Origin of the sequence: Spiroplasma endosymbiont of Lariophagus distinguendus, from assembly GCF_023846195.1 — a bacterium.
In the GTDB taxonomy this organism is placed as follows: Bacteria; Bacillota_I; Bacilli_A; order Mycoplasmatales; family VBWQ01; genus Spiroplasma_E.
Genome location: NZ_JALMUW010000075.1, coordinates 1 through 3,498, shown reverse-complemented (window position 1 = coordinate 3,498; position 3,498 = coordinate 1). Strand labels below are relative to the sequence as shown.

Annotated in this window: 6 protein-coding genes; 4 read left to right on the top strand and 2 right to left on the bottom strand. The window is 23.6% G+C overall.

The window, feature by feature from the left end; genetic code table 4:
* Nucleotides 1–118: 118 nt before the first annotated feature.
* Entirely contained in the window at nt 119–580 is a 462-nt protein-coding gene (locus M0D11_RS05355; protein WP_252320785.1) for a hypothetical protein, read from the bottom strand.
* A 222-nt stretch (nt 581–802) separates the two neighbouring features.
* On the opposite strand from M0D11_RS05355, the gene M0D11_RS05350 reads away from it, so the two are divergent.
* The gene (locus M0D11_RS05350) at nt 803–1,216 is read left to right on the top strand and encodes a MupG family TIM beta-alpha barrel fold protein (RefSeq protein ID WP_252320783.1); all 414 of its coding nucleotides are present in this window, start codon (nt 803–805) and stop codon (nt 1,214–1,216) included.
* 40 nt (nt 1,217–1,256) lie between these two features.
* Here M0D11_RS05350 and M0D11_RS05345 read toward each other — a convergent pair whose 3' ends face one another.
* The gene (locus M0D11_RS05345; RefSeq protein ID WP_252318950.1) at nt 1,257–1,877 is read right to left on the bottom strand and encodes an IS1595 family transposase; all 621 of its coding nucleotides are present in this window, start codon (nt 1,875–1,877) and stop codon (nt 1,257–1,259) included.
* Between the two features lie 219 nt (nt 1,878–2,096).
* On the opposite strand from M0D11_RS05345, the gene M0D11_RS05340 reads away from it, so the two are divergent.
* The 3 genes from M0D11_RS05340 to M0D11_RS07455 form a co-directional block, all read left to right on the top strand.
* Nucleotides 2,097–2,855: a phospho-sugar glycosidase domain-containing protein gene (locus M0D11_RS05340; RefSeq protein WP_252320780.1), complete on the top strand. Its 759-nt coding sequence runs from the start codon at nt 2,097–2,099 to the stop codon at nt 2,853–2,855.
* Nucleotides 2,856–3,075: 220 nt separating this feature from the next.
* Complete coding sequence (locus M0D11_RS05335; protein WP_174480618.1) at nt 3,076–3,291, top strand: hypothetical protein; 216 nt, start codon at nt 3,076–3,078, stop codon at nt 3,289–3,291.
* A 54-nt stretch (nt 3,292–3,345) separates the two neighbouring features.
* On the top strand, nt 3,346–3,498 hold a 153-nt coding region (locus M0D11_RS07455; protein WP_368862544.1), incomplete at its 3' end, for a cysteine peptidase family C39 domain-containing protein.

Here is a 3,498-nt window from a genome sequence, read left to right as displayed (position 1 = left end):
TACTGAAACTAATATTTGACATGTTTTAAAAGAAATGCTTGGTAATAGAACATATAATATTTTAATTTATATTAAAATGGTTATTTTTAAATGTAATAAGATAAATTTAGAAACATAATTAATGAATGTAATAATTACTTATTATTTCACAATTTGCAATAGCATCTCAAAAATTATTATTTTTTATTTTTCTTTTTAAACCAATAATTAAGAATGTTAATGACAAAATTATAGAAATAAAAATTGGAACTACAATTGTAGAAAAAATAACTGCAATTTTTAACCATAATAAAGAATAATTATAAGAATTATGAATAATATAATAACTTCCAAAATTATTAAGGCAAATATTGTTATTAGTTAATATATAATATCAACTGTATTTACTTCATAAAGTAAAACCATTATATTCATATATTAAAGGTTCTGTATTTTTAACTAAATGATTACTTTTAATAGTTACTACTTCTTTTCCATGAAATAAACCTAGTAATAATAATCCCGCAATAATAATTAAAACAGTTAAAATAAATATTAATACAGTTAATAACTGTAATTTTTTAAGTTTTTTAATTTTCATTTTTAAATCCTCTCTAAGTTTATTTAATAAGTTTAGCATTTAATAAAATTTAATATAAGTATTTTAGTTGAAATATCTTTTAAAAAATAGTAAGATGAATGTACAATTTCATAAAAATCCAAATTATTTCTTGTCTAAAAAATAATAAGACTATATGATTTAATTTATTACGGATTTTTGACAATCTCCCAATTAATATATAAAAAGTAAAGTAGGAAGTAAATGGAAAAAATTGGTGCTGCAGTTTATTTACATTTAGCAAATTTAGAAGAAATTAAAAATTATACCGAATTATTAGCCAAGAATAATATTAAAACTATTTTTACAACTTTAATTAGTTTTAAAAAAACAGATTATGAAAATTTAAAAAAATTAGTAGTATTAACACAAATTGCTAAAAAGTATAATATGCATGTTTTTGCAGATATTAATATTGAATTTATTAATGAATTTAATCTGAATCTTAATAAACGACTTGATTTCATAAAGTTTTTTAAAATGTATGGTTTATCGGGTATTCGTTGCAACGAAGGAATTGATATTAAGCATCAAGCAAAATTAAGTCAAAATCGTTTAAATTTGAAAATATTTAGGCTTTTCTCCCTTTATGTACTATTTTTAAATTTTATCACATAAATGCTGAGAAAAGCCTATCTACGGACTTCTCCCCACATTTTTAAATCAAACATAGCATTACAATTTCAAAACTAGGTATCTTATTGAATTTATATGCAGCTTCTTTTGCATATAAATGAACATGATGTTTTGCAACTTTGATATGTGTTTTAAATGTTCTTCTTATATGTTTTCAAACTGATTCAATTTGGTTGGTATTTACACCAGTTTTTGAAACATAGCTATCTTGATGATTGACTGTTTCATGCTTAGTGAAAACCGATTTAAAATCGCAATATCCTTTTCAAAAATCAGTATGTACATGACACTTTGAAGAAATGTGGTTTCTTGCAAACTGCAAAAGATTTTTACTTTTTGCATTTTTCAATACTTTCACAATTAATTTATTGGTTGTTTTTTCATAAATACCAACAATCAAGGTTTTATTCACCAAGGATCTTCCTTGTTTTTTAAAACCCATATGTGAAAGATACATTTCATCCATTTGCACTATGCCCTCAACAATAAATTGTGATTCTTGTTTGGCAATACAAGTTCTGATTTTATGACCCATTCTTCAAGCAGTTTTCAAAGTTACCCCCAATTCTTTTGCAACATCAGTTGATGGAATTCCATGTTTGGTGTTTATTCATCTAAAGATGAGATAAAACCAAGATTTCAAAGGTATTTGTGACTTGTAAAAAATGGTGCCATGAAGAATACTAAATGTTTGATGACATTTCAAACATCTTATTCTTCTTAAATCAGAAGTATTCAAATTTGTTCAATAACACCTGATACATTTATTTTCCTTCAAACTTACTATATATTTCAAACAATCTTGTTCTGTTTGAAAAGTATTGTTGAACTCATTCAATTTCATTGTTTCCTCCACAAGTACATGTGGGGAGAAGTCCGAATATTTATTAATGGTTCATATGTTGTTAATGATATCAACTACTTAATATTATTTTATAAAGCTAATGTTAATAACCTTATTAGTTGTTATAATTTTTATCCACAAAGATATACCGCTGCTGATATTGACTTTTTTTGTTTAAATCAATCTGAAAGCGTTGTTAATAAAATTCCATTTGCCAGCTTTGTTACATTATTAGGAAAAGATAAAATTGGACCTTGAAAATATAATGATAATTTACCAACATTAGAACTGCATCGTGATTGACCATTGGTAACACAAATTCGTCATTATATTGCTTTATGCATTGATATGATAATTATTGCTAACCAGTTTTTAACAGAATATGATTTGAAAATGATAAATGAAATTGATTATAAAAATTTATCGTTAAAAATTGAGTTAAATTCTAATATTACTGATAGTGAACAACAGATTCTTTTTGACAAAAATATTCATAAAGTTAGATCTGATTTAGCACGTGATATAATTCGTAGTGTTATTTCTCGAGTTATATATCAAGAATTAGATATCCCTGCTAACAATACTAATCAATGATTAGAAAAAGGTGATGTTGTTATTATTAATAATAAAGCACAAAATTATCGTGGTGAATTACATATTATTACAAATAAAATTAAAAATGATGGTATTCGTAACGTTGTTGGCAAACTTTCTAAAGAAGATTTAAATTTTATTCCATTTTTAGTATCAAATCGTTCATTTAGATTTATTTTATAAATAATTTTTTTGTTTTATTTATTAAAAAAATAAACATTTAAAATATGATAAAATCATTAAGTATTATTAAATAATAGTTAGTAAGTGTGAAATTTTAAAAGATAATCTTACTTTTAATTTTTTTTAAAATAAAAAGTTTAATATTGTATAAAAATATTGATAATTTTTTAATTTACTAATATAATTGTTAAAGTAAAATAAAAAATAGGAGCTGACATGAATGCATTCAGTGAAAAAATCACCATCATCAGACAACAAAGAAAACGAAGAACGAACAAGTAGTGAACAAGAGTTTCAACGTCTTTTAAAAGGATTTAGTAAAAAGGCCCAAGAAACTAAAAGAGCAGAAAAAAGACATAAACATTTTCTTTCTGCGCGTGATGAAAAACGCGAAAAACAAAGCGCTGCTGCTAAAAAGAAAAAACATCGTAAGTAATAAAAAGGAAAAAATGGTAATCACTGTTAATTATTATTGGCGGTGATTTTTTATATGAAATATCCTTTTGTTCAACAAGAAACAGAAAATGATTGTGGTTTGGCATGTCTTGCTATGATATATAGGTTTTATTTTAAGAAGAAGTTATTAATTAATGACATAAAAAAAGATATATTTTTAACAAAATTGGGAATTAATCTTTTAGAA